Here is a 20,558-nt window from a genome sequence, read left to right on the forward strand (position 1 = left end):
CATCTATTAGCTTGAGTACTAATTAACACCTATACTCAATATTAAATTTCAAATCTGCTCAAATATGAAGGTAGGCAGCTTAATATGAATATTGGTGTAATAAAAGAAATAAAAGTTCATGAATACAGAGTTGGTTTAACCCCTGCAAGTGTTGCTGAGTTAGTTAAACAGAACCATTGGGTTTGGATTGAATCAGGCGCAGGTTTAGGTGCCAATTTTACTGACCAAATGTATCAACAAGCGGGCGCAATTGTTGGCACTAAAGAACAAGTGTTTGAACACGCCAACCTTATTGTAAAAGTTAAAGAGCCATTGATGCAGGAGGTAGGTTTGTTTAAACCGCACCACACCTTGTTTACCTACTTACACCTTGCAGCAAACAAACAGCTTACCCAAGCATTGGCCGAAACAGGCGCCACCTATATAGCATACGAAACAGTAACCAACCCAAATGGAAAACTGCCATTATTGCAGCCAATGTCTCAAATAGCTGGCCGCTTAGCCACACAAGTTGGTGCACAGTGTTTATTAAAATCACAAGGTGGCAAAGGTAAATTACTCAGTGGTTTACCTGGGGTCGCGCCGGCTCATGTGGTGGTAATTGGTGCCGGTAATGTAGGCGAACAAGCAGCTATTATTGCAATGGGCATGCAAGCTAAAGTAACCCTATTGGATACCAATATCGACCGCCTTGACCAGTTAAAAAGCAAATATGCAGGGCAAATTAACTGTGTCATTGCGTCAGAAAACACCATAAAGGCAGCGGTTTTAGACGCTGATTTAGTTATTGGAGCAGTGTTGGTTGCTGGCGCAAGCTCCCCCAAATTAGTCAAACAACAATGGTTAAAAGAGATGGAGCAACACTCTGTATTAGTAGATGTTGCAATAGACCAAGGTGGCTGCTTTGAAACATCTCGACCAACAACTCATGATGAACCAACTTATGAAGTTGATGGAATAGTCCATTACTGTGTAACCAATATGCCTGGCGCTGTACCTGTAACCTCAACCATGGCATTAAACAATGCCACCCTGCCCTATGTAAAACGCATCGCAGAGCTGGGTTTAGATCACGCTTTGGCTAAAGATGCGGGGTTAAATAATGGGGTGAATATTTTGCATGGAGAGGTGGTTTATAAGGGAATATTGTGACACTAGTTTCATGAAGTAACCGCAAATTATCTTCCCAATGATTCAGCAAAACGATAGTTCAGAGCGGATAACCTTAATCAACTCGAAATCTTCAAACACTTGAATGACTAGATAAAAATTGCTTTGTAGTTATAATTGGGAACCAAATCTTCTTGTTAGTGCGCACAGAGCTAACTTACCTAAAACTAGCAATAGTGAATGAAATGTCAAAAAAGCAAAAAAAGACCGTAGGCCAAGCAATTAAGTGGTGGTGGACAACCAGAATACTAGGATACTGGCGGATTAAAGTTGGTGGAAAAATTAAACAATCGCTATCAGAGAAGCCAGATATTATCCAATTCAACAAAGATGCTGAACCGATGCCTTCCCCTAGTAAAGGTGACATAACTGTTATTTTAACGGCTTATCGAAGGGCTCAATATCTACCCGAACAAATTAAAGCTTTACGCGCTCAAACAGTGCCACCGAAAGAGATTTGGGTTTGGTCAAACCGCAGTGAGGATGATTTGGTAGACGTTTCTAAACTAGCTGATCGTGTTGTCGCATCAAACACTAACTTCTTATTTTGGGGTAGGTTTGCTTTAGCTAATCTCGCTCGAACTGAATACGTAGCCTTTTTCGACGATGACATTTTACCTCAGCCCAAATGGTTCGAAAGCTGCCTAAAAACTATTAAAGATGGTTTTGATGGTATTCTTGGTGGCTCAGGTGTTATCTTGCCCAAAGAAGGTGGCTATTCAAGCAAACACAAAGCTGGGTGGAACGGAAAACAACTATCTTTCCCAACTCAAGTTGATTTAGTTGGTCATTCTTGGTTCATGCGAAAAGAGTATGTGAATTATATGTGGCGCGAAGAGCCACATTCATGGGACAACGGGGAAGATATTCATCTGAGCTATATGGCATTAAAGTATGGTGGAATCAAAACTTACGTGCCACCTCACCCAACCAATACGCCAGATGTTTGGAGCTGCCGCCCTGATTTTGGTAAAGTTGTCGGACGATTAAAAGTTGCGACTTATCAAACTTCAGGTCACAAAAATACTAGAAGTGAGATTGTTGATGCTTACAGAAACAATGGCTGGAAAATTGTTGAAACGCAGCCTGAGTACACAATTCCAATGGAACGCTCATTTGCCAACGCTTTGCAGGAGATTAATCAAAAGCTATATAACAAAGAAAATTTTGCACTTGTAAGGTTTGGTGATGGTGAATTGGCTGTTATTAATGGTCAAGCTATCGACTACTCTAACAAAGACAATGGTGAGCATAAATATACACCTAATGATAAAACTGATGAAAAGTTTAGGGAAATTTTAGAGCAATCTCTGCTATATCAAAGCGAAAACTACATCGTCGGCCTACCATGCCGTTGTTGTGTTGGAGACCAACATTGTGATGACTTGAGGGCTCAATCCAAGCAACCAGACAAACAACTAACTTGGGCAAACATTTTTGTGAACTCGAACTACCCAGTATTTCTTGAAGACACAGTTCAAGCACTGCAAGGTTCGAAAGTAAACATTATTTGTCACGAGAAAGCGAATATTAGTAAGTTACCGTTCGAAGTAATTGAAGATTTTCGCATTGGTAAAAACGCTTGGACCAATGACTACGACCAAACTTTATCTGCGATACAGCAATACATCGAATCCAACGCCATTGAAAATCAAGTATTTATATTTTGTGCTGGTGTTTTAAGTAATATGGTTATTTATCAATTGTCTAAGCAATTCCCTAATAATACCTACTTAGATGTTGGGTCAGTTTTTGACGATATTATGGAATTGGGTCAAACAAGAAAATATCTCAAAGGCAGTAAAAAACGATTAAAAAAAGTTTGTGTTTGGTAGCGACTAATAATTTGGCACAACATCTTTAAATGTTGTGCCAAACTTAACTAATTACCCATTAGCACGTCAATAATTCTCTGGCATGCTTTTCCATCTCCATATGGGTTGTGTGCAAAACTCATCGCACGGTATGCATCCTCACTATCCATCAACTCGCTGATACTTGAAACTATTAAGTTAACGTCGGTTCCAACGAGTTTAACCGTTCCAGCTTCAACAGCTTCCGGCCGCTCAGTTGTGTCTCTCATTACTAAAACGGGTTTACCTAATGATGGTGCTTCTTCTTGAATACCGCCTGAGTCAGTTAAAATAATATGAGCTCTATTCATAAGATAGACAAAGGGTAAATATTGCTGAGGTTCTATCAGGAAAATGTTGTCAACATCAGTTAAAATCCTATTAACAGGTTCTCTTACATTCGGATTTAAATGCATTGGATATAAAATTTGCGCTTCTGGGTATATTTGTGCAACATTTTTTAGCGCTTGGCAAATACGCTCGAAGCCCCCTCCAAAACTTTCTCGCCTATGGCCTGTAACCAATATTAACTTTTTAGAACTATCCAACATCGGAAAGCGATTTTCCATGTCAGCTTGAAGGGACGAATCCTCCGCTATTTTATCTTTAACCATCAGCAATGCATCAATTACTGTATTGCCTGTAACAAATACATTTGATTCATCATAATTCTCGCGAAGCAAATTCTCTTTTGATGTAGAAGTTGGTGCAAAGTGATAGCGCGTCAAAGCGCCAGTCAATTTCCTGTTTGCCTCTTCTGGCCAGGGAGAATAAATATTGCCAGTACGCAATCCTGCTTCAACATGGCCAACTGGAATCTGTTGATAGTAAGCAGCCAAACTTGCTGCGAATGTGGTTGCTGTATCCCCATGAACTAACACAACATCCGGTTCAAAGCTCTCTAGTACGGGCTTTAAATTCAATAAAATTTTAGCCGTTACATCATTCAGGGTTTGACCTGACTTCATGAGGTTAAGATCAAAATCAGGCTCAATTTCAAATAGCTCGAGAACTTGATCTAACATTTCTCGATGTTGCGCTGTTACACATACCTTTGCATCAATTTGCTGGTGATTTGCTAAAGCATGGACTAACGGAGCCATTTTTATGGCTTCGGGTCTGGTACCGAAAACGGTTAAAACCTTCATATAGATCTGTGCTCTCTATAAAACATAAAATAAATTTACTAGAATACTAAACTACTCACCAAAACTTATACGACTGATATAGTGTAAGATTCTGCTCTAGCGGATAGCCATAGGAAAGAAACTACTCAGCAGCCAAAAATAAGTTTCCGACTGCTTGTTTAAAAACGCAATAAGTGTTTCTATTGACTAAGCTCAGCCATTTTTGCTTGGTCAACATACTTTTCAAAAGCGCCTATAGTTGCGGTGACTTGTTGATTGGTCATCAGTTCTTGCATCGCTACTTCGCCCACCAATCTGAATGCATTTTGAATGGCTAACGAGCCACTTTCTTGTAGCGCTGCTTTTGCTTGGCTTGGGCAATCACTGGTTAACAAACGAGTAATAAGTCCACCAACAAAACGGTTCGTACCGTCTAAGTCTTTGTTAGTTACTTTAGCAAAAGGTTGAATTTCTGGGTGTGCTGACATAGCAAAGAATATCCACTTAGCTAAGTCCTTGCGCTCTTTACCATTTAGAGAATCTACCAAACATGTGCCTAGTTGCTGAGTTGCGCTGTAACCTTGACTAGGAGCTGCGTTTAAGCTTGAAGTTGAAAACAATAGTCCGTTTGCTAGTACCAATGTTGTTATAAGTTTTTTCATATCCATTTATCCAATTATTGAATGAGGATCTAGTTTCTAACAAACTTTAGTGCAAAATCCAAGTTTTGTTTATTGTGCTTTTTTCGCTTTACGCTTGCGTTTGTTGTCATATAACACTTCATCTGCCCGTTTTATAGCATATTCAATATCAACAAAATCGTTGCGTGCAAAGCTGTAGTACCCAATGCTAATGCCAAAGTGATAAACTAGGTTTTGTTGAAGGTTGATGGTTTCTACTTTCTGTTGCAGGCGGTTAATAATATTTTGTGCGGTAAATGCATCTATATCAGCTGCAATCACAAACTCATCTCCTCCCATACGCGCAACAATATCAGTATCTCTAAACACCTTTTTTAAACAATCAGCTGCAAGTTTAATTGCAGTATCTCCAGCCGCATGGCTAAAGCTATCGTTTATTTTTTTCAAATTATCTAAATCGGCATAGAAAAAGGTAAATTGACTCGAATCGGAATTTTTAAACAAGTAGTCAAAGTTTTGATAAAAGCCCCGTCGGTTGTTCACTTGGGTCATATCATCAATTGTAGACATACGTTCAAGCGACTTATTGTGCGAAGCTAGCTGAGCATTTTTTTGTTGCAGCACATCGAGTAAATACTGATTTTTATGCGCCAGTTTTTGCATCTTGTCCAACATACGTATGGTATTTAACGTTGTTGCAATAGTGACACTGAGCTCTTGTAGATCCTGTAATCGACCTTGCTCGATATCAAACACCACAAATCCAAAATGGCTATTGGCATAAAACAAATTCCGTACAACCAAACACGAAAAATCATCCGCCTTGAAATGCTCATCAGGCAGCAATTCTAACGTTGGAAACATGCAGCGAGATTCAAATGCTCTGCGCTGTCCTTTATGAAAACAATATATAAGCTCTGAATATTGTGGTGGCTCGGTCGTCTCGCAAACTTCAAACGCATCGTCCAAATAACAACTAATATAACACCCAGTTATTCCTCGTAACTCCAGCGCAGTCGTGAGTTTTGCAAAAAAGTCTGAATAATTAAGTGATTGAGTATTGTCGTATAAATTAAAGTCTTCGGTAAATAGGGTTTGTGCTGAGCTCTCGACACTTGTCTGAATATTACACCCACATGACTGACGATAGATGAGCGGTGTATCGTGTAAAATAGCCTGAGGCTCTTTCGGATTAGCTTGGGTTAATAACCGCACCGCATCCGCTGACATTTTTTCATGCGGGTGCTCGACTGTGGTTAATTGAGGTGATATCAATTTTGAATTGGTTGAGTTGTCAAAACCAACGATGGCAATTTTGCCAGTCAACTCAGGTTTAAAATTGTTAATATAATCAAGCACAGCTATTGCTGATTCGTCATTTGGGAATATCATCGCTTGTGGCAATGTATCTTGAGCGAGTATTTTTTTAGCCACCTGCAATGCTTCAGCTGAATTCCAAGTCAGTTGATAGACCTGAGTATGCTCAGCTAACCCGTGTTGCCGCAACACTTGCATTGACGCATCAAACCGCTGGTTTGCTTCAATAGAATTTACTGGCCCGCGCATTAGCGCAAAAGTTTTATAACCATGGTCTTTTACCAGATGCTCTGTCATCAGTGCTGCACCTCCTCCGCTGCGCAAGCGAATGGAATGGCACATTGGTCGTTCAAAATAATAGTTAACCACATTATTATTTAAAGGCGCCAAAAAATGCCGATTAAAGTGCTCACCTGAATATTCATCTGGTGCTGCTGCGGTTGTTACAATTAAGCCATCAACTGATTGTTTCGACACAAAACGATAGATAAAATTTTGTTGTTGATGGCCGTAATTTTGAGAGGTCAAACATCGCCCTTCAAACACCACCAACAGAGCATTATTTCTTGCACATTCCTGTTTAAGCGACTTAAATATTCGCAAGTTATTATTGCGAACAATCTCAGTGATAATTAAACCAATTCGTTGACGTTTGACCATCTAATATACATATATGAACTAACCTCATTTAAGGTTAGTTCAAAATGTTTTATCCGCTAGAAAAATTACGCTATTTATAACGCATTAATTCTTTGGTACATCATCCGATTATTCAGCTTTTGCGCCATATATAAGGCCAAGTCTTTCAACTCTCGATTTATTGCTAAATCGCCTTTGTGCTGCCAGAGTTTTTGCAAAGCTTGATTGGTTTGGCCTAAATTATCCATAAGCAAAGTATAAGTATACAAATACTGTGTAGGATTAAACGCGTTGGTATATGCCATTTCTGCATGTTTAAGAGCTTGTTGATACTGTTTAATGCGAATTAAGTGCAGTGCATAACTATAATGGATATCAGCTGATTGCGGATTATGTGTTAAACCTTGTTTAAGCACATTTTCGACCAAGTGGTTTTGTTGCATACTGCGATAAATATCAGCTAAGTTCACATAAGCAGGAGCGAAATAAGGCTCAACTTCTGTCGTGCGTTTGAATTCCTCTATCGCTTGATTCACTTCACCCTTGCGGTATAAATCGTTTGCATAGTTTAACCGCCCTTCAGCTCGCCAGCTGTTTATTTGCATAAACTGATTGTACTCATCGAATGCGAGTTTAAACGTTTTGCTGTCTAATTTTGCATCAATCAGGGCCTGTGCAGCAGCCACTCGTACAGCCTTCAGTTTATCTGCCAATAATGGGCTCACCAAGTTTGCACGCTCATTGGCTGGCACTAAACTAGCGACTTGTGCAGCCGCAATCCGAATGAGCGCATCGCTATGATTAATAAAAGGTGATAATTGCTTTGCACTCACCTGCTGAAAATAATAAGCCAACATACGTACAAGTGTTGCCCGCTTCATCACATCTAAATTGTGATTGGCAGCAAGTTTTAAATGTTTATCCAAACTAATTGGCTGGCCCGCGTGAATTTGCATATATTGCAAAAGTTCATTTGGAGTATCAGCATCTCGACCAAACCATTGTTTAATTTGCGCAGCCGCCCATTGGTTATTTTTTTCATCGCTATCATCGGCATGACATTGCACACAAGCATTTGGCGTATCAAACCTATCTGATAGGTGTGGGCGCGGAATGCTAAAGCTGTGATCTCGTCTAGCGTCTACCCCCATATAAGTGTTGGTTGGCATATGACAGCTAACACACTCTGCACCTTCACTGCCAATTGGGTGTTTATGGTGCTGTTCAACATTGTAGGTATTCGCTTCATGGCATTGTAAACATAAGCCATTGGTGTCAGATTTTATCTTGTAGGTATGAGGGTCGTGACAATCTATACAGTTCACCCCTGCTTCAAACATTTTACTTTGTTTGAAAGAGCCATGAACATATACTTCTTCTTTAATTTGGCCATCCGCATGATACAAAGGTGGCACTAAAAACTCGGGTAAAAACTGATCTAAAAATGGATTGTTCGCCGTTATACCATCGGTCAGTGGGCTTCTTAAAGCATGGCATGCATAACAGTTGTCCATAAACTCATTATCACGAGGCGTACCATCTTGGCTATGCCAATGGGCAATTTTACTGTCTTCAGCAAATTTCCAGCTGCCTTTAACCTGCTCTGCACTTTGATAGTTGTCAGCACCATGATTTTTTTCAACCGTGTGACAAGAAACACAGCCAACGTTTATGTTATCCCACTCGGTTTCAAAACTATTCTTTACTGGATCATAATTACGTTCTAAACCATCTGAATGACAGTCAGCACACATACCATTCCAATTTTGTAATGGTTGCAACCAGTGAAGTCGATCTTGCTCTTGAATAAATTCTTCGCTATGGATGTGATACCAGCGTTGCCCGCCTTCATCCTTACCTCGGCTGTCCCAAGTAAATGGAAATACTTGCTTTTTACCGTCAGGCATATCAACCAAATATTGTTGCAGTGGATAATGACCAAACACATAATCCATTTGGTATTCGTTTACCTGTGCTGGTGTTTTAGATTTATCGGTAATTTTCGCTTTAAATTTGTTGTTATCTTTATAAAACTCTACCGTTTGCTGAAAATATTCCAATGTGGTGTTGTTAAAATCGCCCAATACAGTTTTACCAGTTGCGATATCCATCGCCTTGGCATGATCCGATTCAAGCCAATTATCCGCAACTTGTTTATGACAACTGACACAGTTTTCAGATGCAAACGTTTTACCATACAGGGCTAAAAAAAAGGTGCCACAAAGAATTATTTTATTTAAGGTTTTTAACCACATAACAACCAACGCTCATTTTAAAATTCTAGGTTGGGTAAGCAAATGTACCCAACCATTTATGCGCATTATGAAGATTTATTCTGCGCTTGTATATGTTGCTGCAACATTTCTTTAACGATACGAAGTTCATTTTGTACATCGTCTAATGTTGGTTCAACCTTACCTTGTTCTTTATATTTTTCAGAGCGCGCTTTGGCATGCTCTTGCTCCATAACACTCACCACTATGCCAATTACCATATTCAAAAAGGCGAAAGCAGATAAAAAGATAAAGGTTAAATAATACACCCAACTTAGAGGGTAAACTTCCATGGTTTCGTACATTACATCGGTCCAATCTTCAAAGGTCATAACCCTAAACAAGGTTAATAAAGAGATTGTAATGTCACCCCACAACACAGGATTGATGTTTTCAAACAAAGTGCTGCCAATTGCTGCGTAAATATAAAATATTATAAACATCAGCAGCATAACATAACCTAACTGCGGCAAAGCTTTGACCAATGAGGTTAGTAGTATGCGTAGCTCAGGAATAATCGATACCATACGCAGTACTCGGAATACCCGAATTAATCGGCCTATTACTGCCATTTCTGAATTATCGATAGGCACCAAACTAATAACTACAATTAAAGTGTCGAAGCAATTCCAAAACGAGGTAAAAAAGCGCTTTTTGTTTTTGTCAGCAATAAAGCGGATAGAAATCTCAATTAAGAAAAATACTGTAATAAAATAATCTAAAATGGTCGTAAGTTGATGAACACTATCAGGTAATGGGTAGGTTTTTGCACCAATTAACAGTGCGGAAATAACAATGACGGATATAACAAAAATCTCAAAAGCTTTATTGCTTTTAATCTGCTCAAAACGATTCTGAATAATCTCAAATCGACTCATATTTGCACAGGTGTTTTCCACTTACATATGCTCCAAAAATGAACAAGGTTGGTCATAAAAATTGCGGCGATTTTAGCATATTCAATAGAAAAACCTGTGCTCTTTACAAAAATTTTAATCTAGCTCTTCACCCTCAATCTATTGGCATTTAACACCACAGTTACCGACGACAAAGCCATTGCAAGCCCAGCTATCATTGGGTTTAAGATAAAGCCTAAACTTGGGTATAACACACCTGCAGCAATCGGTATTGCCGCACTGTTGTAGGCAAATGCCGCAAATAAATTTTGTTTGATGTTTGTATAAGTAGCTTGGCTAACATCAATTGCCCCTATCACTGTGCTTAGTGAGCCGCGCATCAACACTATATCAGCACTTTGCATTGCGATGTCTGTACCTTGCCCCATAGCAAAACCAATATCTGCGGTTGCCAGTGCGGGGGCATCGTTAATGCCGTCCCCCACCATAGCGATTATTGATTGTGGCTGTTGTTGTTTAATTTGAGCAATTATATCGCGCTTATCTACAGGGCTTAATTCTGCATAAACCTTGTCAATCCCCAAAGAACTAGCAACTTTATTGGCAACGGCTCGGTTGTCGCCAGTTAACATCACAATTTCGATACCTCGTTGTTGCAAGCTTTGAATGCTAGTTAAGCTGTCGTCCCTAATTTTATCTTCTATACAAAATGCGCTGTGTAATTGCTTATTTATCGCAACATACACCAGCGTATTTGCTTGTTGCTGAATCTTGTCAGGCAGAAGAAGGGAGTCAGTTGCTACCCCATTATTTTGCAACCAACTAATATTACCAATTAACACCTGCTTGCCCTGACATATACCGACCACACCTTTGCCAACAGTTGCTGAAAATTCACTTACATCTATTGGTTTAATTGCATATTCGCCAGTTAAATAATTAACCATAGCTTGAGCTAATGGATGTTCGGATAAAGCCTCCACACTCGCAATACGCTGTAAATCATCTACATCAATATCACTTTTCATAAAATGCACTTGGCTAACTTGCGGTTTGCCTTGGGTAATAGTGCCAGTTTTGTCTAAAACCAAAGTGGTAATTTTGCCAGCACGCTCAATAGCATCGCCATTTTTATACAAGACACCTAATTTAGCCGCGTGCCCTACCCCCACCATAATTGACATAGGTGTAGCCAAACCTAAAGCGCAGGGGCAAGCTATGATTAATACCGAAGTTGTTATAACTAGAGCATATGCTAGCTGGGGATCAGGCCCTATCAGCCACCAAACAATACCGCTAACAATGGCAATTAACATCACCACTGGTACAAATACGCTGGCTATTTTGTCCACCAGCCGACTTATTTGAGGTTTGGTGTTTTGTGCTTGTTTTACTGTTGCAATAATTTGTGCAAGTAAAGTGTCTTGCCCGACTCGTTTGGCAATAAATTTAAGTGTGCCGGTTTGATTAATACTGCCAGCAACTAAGTTGTCGCCAGCCATTTTACTAACTGCGATTGGCTCGCCAGTTAACATAGACTCATCCACATAACTGGCACCACTTTGCACTTCACCATCAACAGGTATTTTTTCGCCGGGTTTAACCAAAACACAGTCGCCCTGTTGTACCTGCTCGAGTGCTATGGCTTGCGTGTTACCATTTCTTTCAACCCAAGCTGTTTTACTTTGCAATTGAATCAGTTGGCTAATGGCATCAGATGCATTACTGCGTGCTTTTAGCTCTAAAGCTAAACCTAAATTAACTAAACCAATAATAACCACGGCTGCTTCAAAATACATAAATTTAGCATTTTGCGGAAAAAGCTCTGGCAAAACGACAACTAAAAATGAGTAACCCCAAGCGGTTAACGTGCCCAACGACACTAAAGTGTGCATATTAGCCTGTTTATGCTTAAGGTTTTGCCATGCACTTAGGTAGAAATGTTTGCCTGAGATAAACATGACTAACGCAATAGTCACAGCAACCACGAACCATATTATTTGCTGCAAGCTATTGGTTATTTGCATACTGCCACCAAACCATTCATACAGCATTAAGCCAGCACCAAAAGCCAAAGCAGTAGCCGCTTGTATATATTTTTTTCGATAATCTTCTATAGTTTGCTGCTGATTTTGTGCAAGTTGCTCAGCTTGGTTTTCGCTGGCAATTAATTTGGCACCGTAACCTAATTGTGTGACTACTTTAATTAACTCATCAACATGACCGTTAGCTTCAACTTCAACTGTGCGATCAGCAAAATTCATTTTTGCTAGCGCAACACCTGCTTGTTTATTCAGAGTTGTTTCAATTTTATTGACGCAAGAAGCACAAGATGCACCATCAATTGCTAAATTGTATTTAGTCATCATCCGCCCCATAGTTTATTGTTCAAACGAGCCAATTAAATGACAAATATGTTCACCGTCAGGTAATTGATCTTGTTGGTCTTGCCAGCTTTCCAGCGCCAGCGTCATTTTTTGATGCAATTGCTGCATCTGCTTAATTTTTTCTTCAACCTCTAACAAACGTTGCTCTATGAGTTTGCGTACTGTTGGACAAGCTGACTGCCCACAATCAGCTTTGTCTAAAATTTCACTAATATCAGCTACCGAAAACCCTAACTGCCGAGCCGATAAAATAAAACTTAATCTTGCCTGCTGTTCGCTATTAAACAATTTATAACCATTGGTCGATTTAGTCGCAGTTATTAAACCCAAACGAGCATAATATCTAACTGTATCCGCCGTGGTGTTTAGCACTTTCGCTAGTTCGTTAACCTGTAACATAGTCACTCCTAATACAATTGTAACTTTTTAAACTAACACCAGCTTAGACCTGCGTGTTACACACAGGTCAAGGATTTTTGTTTAACTAAAGTATAAATTGCCGGTAATACCAACAGAGCTAAAACAACTGCGCTGGTCATGCCACCAACCATGGGTGCGGCTATGCGACTCATCACCTCTGAGCCTGTACCAGTTCCATATAAAATAGGGATTAAGCCAATTACTATGGTCGCAACTGTCATCATGACAGGGCGAACACGTAAGCCAGCGCCTTGCATAACAGCTTGTTGGAATTGCTCAGCAGATATAGCGGCTGTATCTTGTTTTAACTGTGCAACAGCTTGATTTAAGTAAACAAGCATAATAACGCCGATTTCGACCGCCACCCCAGCAAGTGCGATAAAGCCAACCCCAACGGCGACAGAGAAGTTAAAACCTTCTAAATACAGCAGCCATAAGCCTCCTATCATAGCCATAGGTAAAGTACCTATTATCAATAATACATCTGTGACATTTCTGAAATTGAGATATAACAAAACTAAGATAATGCCTAGGGTAAGCGGCAATACATAACTTAGTTTTTGTTGCGCACGCTGCATATACTCGTATTGGCCAGCCCAAGTTATCGAATAACCAGCTGGTAATTTAAGTTGCTCGGCCAATACTTGCTGCGCATGGTTAACATAACTGCCAATATCTATATTTTCTATATCAATAAATGTCCAACCATTTATACGAGCGTTTTCGCTTTTTATCCCAGGTGGGCCATCTTCAACTTTAATATCTGCAATATCAGATAAGATTAGTTGTTTGCCTTGCTCAGTGACAATTGGCATATTCGCCAATTGGTAAGGGGAATCGCGATAATCTTGTGGTAAACGCAAATTAATTGGATAACGCTCTTGTCCTTCTACGCTATAACTTAAGTTCATCCCGCCAATTGCACTTGCAACAATTTGCTGCACATCTTGAATATTTAACCCATAACGCGCTGCATCTTGGCGGCGAATATCCAATTTTAAATATCGGCCACCCGCTACTCGCTCAGAATATACAGATGCAGTGCCTGCAACAGGTTTTAGAATTTGCTCTATTTGCTGGCCAATTTGTTGTATTTGTTCAAGCTCAGGTCCAGCAACTTTAATCCCAACAGGGGTTTTAATACCCGTGGCCAACATATCTATACGAGTTTTAATTGGCATCACCCAAGCATTAGTTAAACCCGGTAATTTAACCACTTGATCAAGCTCTTTTATCAACTTATCCGTAGTCATTCCTGCTCGCCATTCGCTACGAGGTTTAAGCTGAATAAAGGTTTCTATCATAGTCAGTGGTGCAGGATCTGTTGCGGTTTCAGCCCGCCCAATTTTGCCAAATACGTTTTGCACTTCAGGAATGGTGCGAATAAGCTTGTCGGTTTGTTGTAAAACTTGCCTTGCTTTACCAATAGAGATGCCCGGATATGTAGTTGGCATATACATTAAATCACCTTCATCTAAAGGTGGCATAAACTCACTGCCAATTTTGTTGATGGGATAAAAACCAACCACAGTTATCAGCAACGCTAACAGCAAAGTAGTTTTAGGATAAGTCACTACTTGTTTTAACACCGGCATATAGATGGCGATAAGCAAGCGGTTTAGTGGATTTTTCTTTTCTGGCAATATTTTACCGCGCACAAAATAACCCATTAACACAGGAATAAGGGTAATCGCCAAACCAGCGGCTGCAGCCATTGCATAGGTTTTGGTGTAAGCCAATGGCGCAAATAACCGGCCTTCTTGGGCTTCTAAAATAAACACTGGCAGAAAACTGACTGTGATTATCAATAAACTAAAAAAGAGTGCAGGCCCTACTTCACTGGCTGATTGCGCAACAATTTGCCAGCGGTTTTGCTCTGTCAGCGGTGTTTTTTCCATATGTTTGTGCATATTTTCAATCATAACAATAGCACCATCTGTCATTGCACCAATGGCAATCGCAATGCCACCTAACGACATGATGTTGGCGTTAATCCCCTGAAAATACATAATGATAAAAGCGACTAAAATGCCAAGAGGCAAACTGACCACTGCGACAATAGACGAACGCAAATGAAATAAAAATACCGCACAGATAATGGCAACCACAGCCAGCTCTTCCATCAATTTGTGCCATAAATTATCCACTGCGTTATTGATAAGTTGCGATCTATCGTAAACAGGCACTATCTCCACTCCAGCGGGTAAGCTTTGTGCTAGCGCGGCAAGTTTGGCTTTTACCCCTTCAATGGTTTTTTGCGCGTTTTCGCCAAAACGCATCACTACAACACCGCCAACCACTTCACCTTCACCATTTAGCTCAGCAATACCTCGGCGCATTTGTGGGCCAAACTGCACATTTGCCACATCTGCAATGGTTAACTGTTGGCCATTGCTGTTTATGCCTAATGGTATGGCTTTTAAATCACCAATTGATTGAATGTAACCTGTGGTGGTGACCATGTATTCGGCTTCAGCCATTTCAATAACCGAAGCGCCCGTTTCACCATTGCCACGTTTTATCGCCATTTGCACATGTTGTAGCGGTATGCCGTAATTGGCGAGTTTGATTGGATCTACTTCTACTTGGTACTGTTTCACCATGCCGCCAATTGGCGCAACTTCGGCAACACCAGCAACTGTTTGTAATTCATATTTTAAGAACCAATCTTGAATTGAGCGCAATTCGGCTAAATCGTGTTGGCCAGTTTTATCTTGCAAAGCATATAAATAAATCCAACCAACACCTGTGGCATCTGGCCCTAGTTGCGCTTTGGCACTGTCGGGTAAATTGGGCGCAACTTGGCTTAAATATTCCAGCACTCGGCTGCGCGCCCAATATAAATCAGTGTCATCATCAAAAATGATGTATACGTACGAATCACCAAAAAATGAATACCCCCTAACTGTTTTTGCCCCAGGCACTGCTAAAAATGCCGAGGTTAACGGAAAGGTTATTTGGTCTTGCACTACTTGTGGCGACTGCCCCGGATAACTAGTTTTAACAATAACCTGCACATCGGATAAATCTGGGATAGCATCAACTGGGGTATTTTTTAACGAGAATATCCCAGCACCAATAATGATAAAGGTACACAACAACACTAAAAATCGATTGTGTACTGACCAATGGATAATTGCGCTAATCATTAGTGGCCTCCATGCTGCATAATATCCATTTCCATCATACTGGTAATAACGAAATCATCGTGAATTTCAAAGGTAAAATGCACTGACATACCAGAGTTGAATTGGTGTAAATCTATCGAATCGGCAGCAATAAAATCCATAGTTGCTGGCGGTCTGTTCCATTTTTCAATTGCATCGCGACTGATATTTAATATTCGGCTTTGAGCATCTATTGAGTTAATCACGCCCATAACAGTTGCCGATTGCACGGCTTGGTGAGCAACCTGTTGTTCAGCTGGCATAGAGTGAGCCGAATGCTCATTTTCACTAGGCTGCATACGTAAAAAATCAGAGCTTTTGCTAGATTCAGAGTCCAATAAAAACTGTGCAGAAGTAACAACCTTATCCCCTTCCATTACACCAGATAAGACTTCAACAAACTGATTTGATTGATGACCTAACTCTACTTCGACTGACTTAAACTGACCTTTGGCTAATTCAAGCACAACACGATTTTGTTTACCGGTTTGAATAACCGCTTGTAACGGCACTAATATTTGCGCTTGTTCACTCTTTATTTGAGCTGCTACCCTGCCATACATGCCTGCTTTTAATTGATGTTTAGCATTATCCAATATAATACGCGCGCGAACTAAACGCGTTTTTTCATCCACCTGCGGGTAAATATAATCAACAAGCCCACTAAATTGCTGCTGTGGCAGTGCATCAGCTACAAAGTTAATGGCTAGATTATTTTTAACCAATGGACTCTGCTTCGCTGAAAATTGCGCTTCTACCCATACCTTATCTAAGGTCGCTATGCTCATGATGGTGGTACCCGGCTGGACATAAAAACCTTCGCGAATCGGCAGTTGATTTACCACACCGGTTTGCGGCGCACTAAAGGTAATATAAGCTTGCACAGCTTGAGTGTTATTCAGCTTTTCGATGAGTTCTTTTGGCAATTGCAATGCAAGCAAACGCTCTTTAGCAGCTTTTATTAATGGGTTTTGCCCACGTTTTAACGCAATTAAATATTCTTCTTGGGCATTAACCAATTGCGGCGAATACAAAGTATAAAGCGGCTGACCTTTTTCAACTGGTTCACCTTGTGCTTTAACATAAAGTTTATCTAACCAACCTTCTACTCTGGGGTGCACATGCACAATTGAATTTTGGTCATATTCCACCACAGCGGATGCAGTAATGGGTAAAGTTAAAACATCCAACTTAGCTTGGGTGGTTTTAACCGCTAAATTATTCACCACTTCGGGCGAGATACTCACAACCCCTTCGCCAAATTGGTTGTTGGCGTTTTCTTCATATACTGGGACTAAATCCATCCCCATAGGTGATTTACCCGGTTTGTCACGGCGATAATTTGCATCCATTGGCGCAACCCAATACAAAGGCTTTTTTTCAGTGCTTGTTTCAGCATTTGAGGTTGGTGCCATATCTGAATGTGACTCAGATGTAGTTTGCATAACAATAGAAGCAAGCAAAAATGCAGCAAGCCCACCTAAAGTGAGGCCAAATAAAAACGGTCGAGAAAAGATGCTAGCCATTAGTTAGCCTCCTGAATTGATAATACTGGGAAGAAATAATTAAGCTGGACAATTTGTTGCAGCTTTTGGGTGTGTAATTGCAAGCTTTGGATATGCGTATTGAGTTCGCCAATACGAGCGCGCACTACTTCAGCAAAGTCACCATCATCATTTGTATATGCGGTAATGGCGGCTTGTGCTTGCTGTTTGCTTTGGTCGAGTAAGGTATCTTGATAGAGCTGATGGCGCTGCTGTAATAGCAAATAAGATTCAGCTGCTGCTAATGCTTGTCCATACATAGTTTGTAACAAGAATTGCTTATCGGTTTTTACCGCTTCAGCTTTAGCTATGGCGGCTTTGTTGTTTTGATCTTGTTTATTGCTAGCAAAAATTGGCCAATCAAAACTCACGCCCACTGAAACAAAGTCCGCTCTATCCATTTGTGCACCATCGGCACGGTAAGCATAACTCGCATTCACCATCCACTGCGGTTTATACGCTTGTTCGCTTAATTGCACATCCAATGCGCGGCTTTTAAATTGATTATCCAATAGTTGTACTTGCGGATGCTGCATCAATTTTTTAATCACTGACATTTGCTGAAAACGCCAATTTGTGCTCATGTCAGGTTGGTTTAACACAATTTCAGCTGCTGTAGTATCAAGCTGATAGCTAAAAATATCTGGCAGCCATTGAGCTAATTGCGCCTGTATATTTTGTTGTTTTTGTTGCTGCAATAAACGTTTTTCATGCAACTGTGATAACTCTAATTCAGCGCGAATAATGTCTTGTTGACGGGTTTGCCCTATTGCACTGGCATAACGCGCTTTGGCTAATTCAACCATTTGTTCAAACAACACTTGGTCTTGGTTAATGCGCTGTTCAATTTGTTGTGCCAGTGCGTATTCAAGCCAAAGTAAACTGATTTGCTGGGTAAGTTGTAGCTGGCGGAGCTGGCGCTGAATTGGGTGCAGTGCAGCAACATTTTGCCACTGCTGTTGCTGAATTTGTTGTGAGTCGCCACGTGGCAACATTTGGCTAACGCCAAACTTAACTTGAGTCATGCCCTCTTGATTAAGTGACAAACTATCAATTGGCACATTCGCTAAAGCAATCGAAAAATTTGGGTCGGCCCAATTATCCACCGCAACACTTTGTGCATTAGCGGCCTGCTCTGACAATTGATTACTCTTAAGCCATAAGTCTTGTTTGACCGCTTTGGTAATTAAAGCGTCTAATGACAATTTATGTTGATGAATAGAAGTGAGATTCGTTTGATTTGCATCAGCCGTCGGCACACTTGCAAGAACCGATAAGCACAGTAATAAAACGGGATAAATAAATAACTTGTTAACCATTTGAAAAATCGCATATTTAAATAACACATAGCACAAACATCATTTAGTTAGATAAATAAAATGCTTGGCAGTTAAAGTAAATTTTGGATAGATCTATCCTAGGCTATTAAGTTATCGGTGGGCGATATAAACTAGCTGAAGGTTGTGAAATAAAGTGGTTAATAGAGTTAGTAATTTTATTGGGCATGGCCACTAGCTGGCTGATTGCTAATTCATTTAAGACAATACCAGTGTTGTGACAAATCTGGTGAGGGCATTGGCATTCAGCTTTAGCCGTTTTACAGCAGTCATGAGCACTACTATCCATACCTTGGTGTGCATCTTTCATCATCTGCATATCATGCCCAGCATGTATTGTATGGCCATGGCCTTGATATTCTGAAACTTGATGTTTAGAGTACGGTATTGATTTAGTCGGTGTATCCGCGGTTAAACTGGATGACATATGCATTTGGCAGTTTTGCATATCAACAGCTGCGGCTTGGCCTACCAACATAGTTAGTAAAGCAAAACAAGCCAGTAGTTTTGATTTTAAATTAGCCAATTGCAGCATACTCTTGTTTAAGTCCCATATGGAAGTTAGTTCACCTGAGGTTTAGGCATATTAAGTCTAGCGCTTATTCTACTGATTTTAAAGTCGCTAACTGGCTTTTAAGCTGTTTCGCCGCCATCGCATAACCACCTCTAGTGGTATCTAAAAAATGTACATGGTCATGATTATAATCATTCACCATACAAGTAATTAGTGCACTCGGTGCCGAGTGAATGCCATAAGCCAACAAACCACTTTGCTGCAATTGCTTAAGCTTATTTTCTAGCTGTACCCTTTGTTCTTCGTTGCCAGAAATTACCATGCGCAACATATCGTCAAACTTTTGAAAATCAGTATTTTCGACTAAACGTTGTTTGTAACCCCCCCACTCTGTTGCATCAGTTTTAACTTTATTTTTCATCAAATAATTGCCAACATGCCTGAGCAGTTTTAATTTAGCTATGTATTTATATTTTGTTAATTTGCCAACAAAACCACTACGAATTTTTGCTTCGTTTTGTAAATCAGCCACTTTGGACGACAACGACATTTGCTTTGGGGTAATTGGATGATATGCCAGTTCATCACCATAACAGCCATTAATTGCCATTAATACAATTTGATAAATTTGGTCAGAAGAGAATTGTTCATTGGGTAGTGCTTGAACCAATAATGCAATATGCTCTTTCGAACGGCTCGGAATTTCGTTCCAGCGGCATTCAAACCCTTCAAACAGGTCATTATTGTCCAAAGAATCCGATTCAACTGGCTCAATTAAATACTGAGAGTTCGCTTGTTTAATTAGGCTATCTGCCGCTGACAATCCATTCCCATCAAACATAGCCTGCGAAAAATGATCTTTAGGTTGAAACTTAGCAACACGGATATCTTTACCCAGCTGACGAATATCTGATACCGGAACAACCCCGGCCCTGATTTCTAATGAAAATTGCTGTTTTGCGAGTATCACTGTTGCTTGCAAAGCTTGTTTAACTTGCTGTAGCACCGAGCTAGGCACACAAACGCTAGCACCGTCACCGCCAAAAATATAAGGTACTTTCAATGGTTTAATGCTGTTCATAATCGCAACAATAGATGCAACACCAAGAGCATTCACTTGGCGGTATCGCCCGTCTTGAATAGCTTGAGTTGAATTTACCACATCGGTAATAACAACAAACCAATCATTCGGAACAGGCTGATAATGTTGTGGTTCGGCAAATTCGCTAAATAAATTGAACTGGTCTAACTCTTGATAAAACAAGTCATTTTGCATGGATAAGTTCACTTATACATCAGAGACTTGCACCAT

Annotated in this window: 14 protein-coding genes; 2 read left to right on the forward strand and 12 right to left on the reverse strand. The window is 40.2% G+C overall.

All coding sequences use genetic code 11. The features are described from left to right. Positions 1–84 precede the first annotated feature (84 nt). Together ald and DS2_RS08000 are read left to right on the forward strand one after the other, a co-directional pair. Positions 85–1,152 (forward strand): alanine dehydrogenase, encoded by a 1,068-nt coding sequence (gene ald / locus DS2_RS07995; RefSeq protein WP_035014207.1) that lies wholly within the window; start codon positions 85–87, stop codon positions 1,150–1,152. A gap of 203 nt (positions 1,153–1,355) precedes the next feature. Next, positions 1,356–3,005 (forward strand): glycosyltransferase family 2 protein, encoded by a 1,650-nt coding sequence (locus DS2_RS08000; protein ID WP_152537569.1) that lies wholly within the window; start codon positions 1,356–1,358, stop codon positions 3,003–3,005. Between the two features lie 47 nt (positions 3,006–3,052). On the opposite strand, the gene wecB is transcribed toward DS2_RS08000, so the two are convergent. The 12 genes from wecB to DS2_RS08060 form a co-directional block, all read right to left on the reverse strand. After that, positions 3,053–4,171 carry a non-hydrolyzing UDP-N-acetylglucosamine 2-epimerase gene (gene wecB / locus DS2_RS08005; RefSeq protein ID WP_035014209.1) on the reverse strand — a complete coding sequence of 373 codons (1,119 nt, stop codon included), beginning with the start codon at positions 4,169–4,171 and terminating at the stop codon, positions 3,053–3,055. A 179-nt stretch (positions 4,172–4,350) separates the two neighbouring features. Further along, positions 4,351–4,812, reverse strand: coding sequence for a hypothetical protein (locus tag DS2_RS08010; RefSeq protein WP_035014210.1), 462 nt, complete (start codon positions 4,810–4,812; stop codon positions 4,351–4,353). Between the two features lie 69 nt (positions 4,813–4,881). Further along, complete coding sequence (locus tag DS2_RS08015) at positions 4,882–6,768, reverse strand: diguanylate cyclase (protein WP_035014211.1); 1,887 nt, start codon at positions 6,766–6,768, stop codon at positions 4,882–4,884. 74 nt (positions 6,769–6,842) lie between these two features. Then, positions 6,843–9,002: a multiheme c-type cytochrome gene (locus DS2_RS08020; RefSeq protein WP_035014212.1), complete on the reverse strand. Its 2,160-nt coding sequence runs from the start codon at positions 9,000–9,002 to the stop codon at positions 6,843–6,845. A gap of 65 nt (positions 9,003–9,067) precedes the next feature. Then, on the reverse strand, positions 9,068–9,898 hold the full coding sequence (locus DS2_RS08025) for an ion transporter (protein WP_035014267.1): 831 nt from the start codon (positions 9,896–9,898) through the stop codon (positions 9,068–9,070). A 119-nt stretch (positions 9,899–10,017) separates the two neighbouring features. Further along, complete coding sequence (locus DS2_RS08030) at positions 10,018–12,243, reverse strand: heavy metal translocating P-type ATPase (protein ID WP_035014213.1); 2,226 nt, start codon at positions 12,241–12,243, stop codon at positions 10,018–10,020. Positions 12,244–12,258: 15 nt separating this feature from the next. Then, entirely contained in the window at positions 12,259–12,663 is a 405-nt protein-coding gene (locus tag DS2_RS08035) for a MerR family DNA-binding protein (RefSeq protein WP_035014214.1), read from the reverse strand. Positions 12,664–12,719: 56 nt separating this feature from the next. Beyond that, the gene (locus DS2_RS08040; protein WP_035014215.1) at positions 12,720–15,833 is read right to left on the reverse strand and encodes an efflux RND transporter permease subunit; all 3,114 of its coding nucleotides are present in this window, start codon (positions 15,831–15,833) and stop codon (positions 12,720–12,722) included. Further along, positions 15,833–17,377 (reverse strand): efflux RND transporter periplasmic adaptor subunit, encoded by a 1,545-nt coding sequence (locus DS2_RS08045; protein ID WP_035014216.1) that lies wholly within the window; start codon positions 17,375–17,377, stop codon positions 15,833–15,835. Before DS2_RS08045 ends, DS2_RS08040 begins: the two co-directional genes overlap by 1 nt. Beyond that, complete coding sequence (locus DS2_RS08050) at positions 17,377–18,714, reverse strand: TolC family protein (protein ID WP_035014268.1); 1,338 nt, start codon at positions 18,712–18,714, stop codon at positions 17,377–17,379. The genes DS2_RS08045 and DS2_RS08050 overlap by 1 nt, the downstream gene beginning before the upstream one ends. A gap of 106 nt (positions 18,715–18,820) precedes the next feature. After that, on the reverse strand, positions 18,821–19,258 hold the full coding sequence (locus tag DS2_RS08055; RefSeq protein ID WP_152537570.1) for a hypothetical protein: 438 nt from the start codon (positions 19,256–19,258) through the stop codon (positions 18,821–18,823). 73 nt (positions 19,259–19,331) lie between these two features. Then, positions 19,332–20,522, reverse strand: coding sequence for a DUF3095 domain-containing protein (locus DS2_RS08060; protein WP_035014218.1), 1,191 nt, complete (start codon positions 20,520–20,522; stop codon positions 19,332–19,334). Between the last annotated feature and the right edge of the window lie 36 nt (positions 20,523–20,558).

Source organism: Catenovulum agarivorans DS-2, assembly GCF_000568405.1.
Taxonomy (GTDB): Bacteria; Pseudomonadota; Gammaproteobacteria; order Enterobacterales; family Alteromonadaceae; genus Catenovulum; species Catenovulum agarivorans_A.